Origin of the sequence: uncultured Olegusella sp. (assembly GCF_947253395.1) — a bacterium.
Classification (GTDB): Bacteria; Actinomycetota; Coriobacteriia; order Coriobacteriales; family Atopobiaceae; genus Olegusella.
The window spans coordinates 1-3,790 of record NZ_CAMXYY010000129.1; the positions used below are offsets into that span (position 1 = coordinate 1).

The window sequence follows — 3,790 nt, forward strand, 5'->3', positions numbered from 1 at the left end:
GGCTTAATCTCCCCCAACATCTTCTGGATGCAGCCTGTGTAGCAGCATATTTGTGGGAGAAATGGGTTGCCCCATCGATAAAAAAGAAACTCTCCGAGCTATTAAGCCTTAATGAGGATGATTGTCGAGCCCTCTATATATTTCTATCGGGCGTTCACGATGTCGGGAAAGCAACCATTACTTTTGTACGCCAGATAGAAGACAGGGTTGATTATCAACACTTATTCACCACCATGTCGAAACATGGTCTTCGTTTAGAGAATTCTGCCGAGACTCTGTTTATTTCTATCCACGACCGTCTTCCACACTCTGTCGCATCGGGACGCATTGTCTCACAATGGTTGCAAGAGCGTGGGGTTAAAAAGAGGCTTGCTAATTCTCTCTCATATGTTGTAGATGCGCATCATGGTATGACGTCAAACTCTGGACTGCGTAAGGATGCAGAAAGCATTTTCTCTTCTTACCCGGAGGAATGGGCAGCCATTCATCATGAACTCATCGAGGGGATGGCTGATATAAGCGGCATTGGCCCGCTCCTGGAGACTTTTTCTTCTTCGCGGATTCGTCTGATGGCGGATAGTGAAGAGCTTTTAACTGGTCTTATTGTTATGGCTGACTGGATCGCCTCAAACCAGGACTATTTCCCTCTTCATGAAGAAGGTACTCAGTTAGAGCGTCTGCGTAGAGCAGTGAAATGTGTTGATCTCACTGGATCGTGGCAGTTACAAAAGCTTCCTACTGAAGTAGATCAACTTTTCCGTCAATCATTCGGCTGGCCAACTACTATGTGTCCTCGACCAGTACAAATAGCTGCAGTAAACATGGCCCGCAGCAGTGGGAGTCCGTTCCTTATGCTTATTGAAGCTGCCACAGGGGAAGGGAAGACGGAGGCTGGTCTTGCGGCCGCTTCTATTGCCGGTGTACAGCAGGGCTCTCAAGGTCTCTTCTTTGCGGCACCTTCAATGTTGACGGCTAATCGTCTCTTCCAACGTACTGTCGACTGGACTCGCTATTCCACTGTTAGTAACAGTGTGACATCTTTATATCTCGCACATTCTCGCAATAAATTGTCGTCTCTTTATAGAAGTTTGCGACACGGCTACACCTCTATTGGCATTGATGAGGCTGAGGGCGGCTCCGTCATCGCTTCACAATGGATGTCTGGAAATAAGAAGGGCATTCTGTCCAATATTGTTGTGGGAACCATAGATCAAGTTCTTGCTCTGTCGTTGCAGATGCGCCACTCGATGCTTCGCCATATTGGTTTAGCGGGAAAAATCATCATCATTGATGAGGTCCACTCCTATGACGCCTATATGTCGTCGTACTTAGCGACGACTGTGCAATGGCTCGCTAGGTATGGGACAAGCATCATCATGATGTCTGCTACTCTCCCGCCAGAGCAGAAGAAGGCACTGGTTGAGGCTTATGCGGAAGAGGGTTGTCGCGAGCCTTTGAGATCAGATGAATACACAATGCTGGACAACGAAGCTTATCCTCTGATCACAATAGTGAACGAGGAGGGAGTTCGCATTCAAGAGGTTCCTTCACGCCGTACTGACATGGAGGCACAGCTCACTCTCATTGATGATGCACTTGAGACCGTAGCGGATCTTCTCGAAGACTCACTTTCCGACGGGGGTATAGCGCTCGTCATTTGTAATACTATCCGCCGAGCTCAGGATCTTTTCCGTAAGCTCACTTCAGCGTTCCCGGAGGAAGTTGAGTTACATCACTCAGCATTCACCGCTACAGCTCGGTCAGCAAAAGAAGATCGACTGCGGGATATCCTTGGACCACATCAACACCGTGGTACTGGACGTCCAGATCGCCTTGTCATCGTTTCTACGCAGGTGGCAGAACAGAGCCTAGATATAGACGCTGATGTTCTCATTACTGATATTGCCCCGATGGATCTTCTTATTCAGCGTGCTGGAAGGCTTTTCCGCCATCAACGTCCTATGAGTGATCGCCCTCTGAAACTACAGTCACCCACGATATACATCCGAGGAATTAAGGAAGAGAAACCTGTACCTCTTTTTGATACCGGTACAGAAGCTGTCTATGACAAGAAGCTCCTCATGACTACCTACCTTCACATTCCGCAAGTGTTCCATCGCCCTGATGATATTTCTCCACTGGTAAGAAGTGTCTATAAAGAAGAACAGGATATGCCTGAGGAATGGCAGGAAGCATGGGAAAAATCTCGGGCTTCAAGCGATGCACAGCGAGACCGTGCGGAGTCTCGGGCGAGCACTTTTCGTATACCAAGACCACGGGAATCGTCTCACCTTCCCTCTCTATTCGGGCAGTTAATATCTCCCAACAATGCTCGACGTTCTGAAGAGGAGGGGTACGCCCAGGTAAGAGATGCTGAACCAGCTATCGAAGCTATTGCTATTCAACAGGATAGAAATGGTGGCTATGGTCCGATGGATGAGCCATGGATCGAAGAAATTTTTGATACGTCGGAGCTTTCCTTTCGGCAAGCACTACAGCTAGCTGGTGTGACTTTACGTCTGCCGGCCTGGATGACGCGACGTGATGCAGATTTTGAGGAAGTGATTACCGACTTAGAAAACATGACGCCGACTAGTTGGGCTCAGCAACCATTGTTAAAGGGCAAGGTTGCTCTACGTTTCAATGAAGAGCGTACGGCCCGCGTCGGCCAGTTTGATGTGATCTATTCTTCGGATTTGGGTCTCGAGGTTGAGAGAGTAATGAAATGAACTACTCATTGTTGAGTGAGCCTTGGGTAAAGGGAGAGGATTCTGCCGGAAACCCAGTAACATCAGGAATACGTGACATTTTCACTGGGGAAAGCACTATGGTGCGTTTGCAGGGGGATTCTCCTGCCCAAGATTATGCGATTCTTCGATTACTATTGGCTATCTTTTGGCGCGCTCATCATCCGGAAACACATGTGTCCCACGGAGATACTTTTGATTTCGGGATGTGGTTTGAAGAGACGTGGCTCCGTCTTAAAGAGGAGAAAGCGGACCGCTGTGTAGTGGAGTATCTAGCTCAATTCGAGGACCGCTTTGATCTTCTCCACCCCACTATGCCTTTCATGCAAGTGGCAGATCTGCATACTGCCAATGATGATAGTAAGCCGGTTGGTCTCCTGATGCCGGAGATTAACAGTGATTACTTCACCATGCGAGCTGGCGAACGAAAACACTACCTGACGTTAGACGAAGCAGCCCGGTGGCTCGTTTATACTCAGGCTTTTGATTTCTCTGGTATTAAATCGGGGGCTGTCGGAGATTCACGTGTTAAGGGCGGAAAAGGCTATCCCATAGGGCAAGGGTGGTCTGGCCTCACTGGAGGGACTGTTGTTGTTGGAGTGGATTTGTTTGAAACTTTCCTCTTGAACACAACAGCTAGTGCCCTCTATGGAAAGGACGATCACCCTGTATGGGAAAGAATACCGGATGGTCCTGGGGCTCGAGCTGAACACTCTCCTACACACATGTGGCCTGTATCCCCTGCAGAGCCTCAAGGACCTGCTGATTTAGCAACATGGCAAAGCCGACGCATTCGTCTCTTCTTCGAAGAAGAGGATCGTGTTTCACGTGTTCTCATCTCTAATGGGGATCGAATTCCTGATGCTGGGGCTAACATTCTCGCCGACCCTATGACGCCGTACCGTTTTTCTACCAATAAATCGAAAAAGGGTTATGACGTTTATTACCCACGCCCCTATGACTCTGAAAGAACTGTGTGGAGGTCATTAGACGCGTTGCTTATAGCAGAGGGCGACACTTTTGAGGGGAGAGGTAAACCTCCA

2 protein-coding genes are annotated in these 3,790 nt (G+C 48.7%); both read left to right on the forward strand.

Going from position 1 to position 3,790, the window contains the following annotated elements:
- On the forward strand, window positions 1–2,729 hold a 2,729-nt coding region (gene cas3 / locus Q0X25_RS07755), incomplete at its 5' end, for a CRISPR-associated helicase Cas3' (RefSeq protein ID WP_298580866.1).
- Window positions 2,726–3,790: type I-E CRISPR-associated protein Cse1/CasA (gene casA, locus Q0X25_RS07760; protein ID WP_298580869.1), on the forward strand; the 1,065-nt coding region annotated here is incomplete at its 3' end. The genes cas3 and casA, both read left to right, overlap by 4 nt.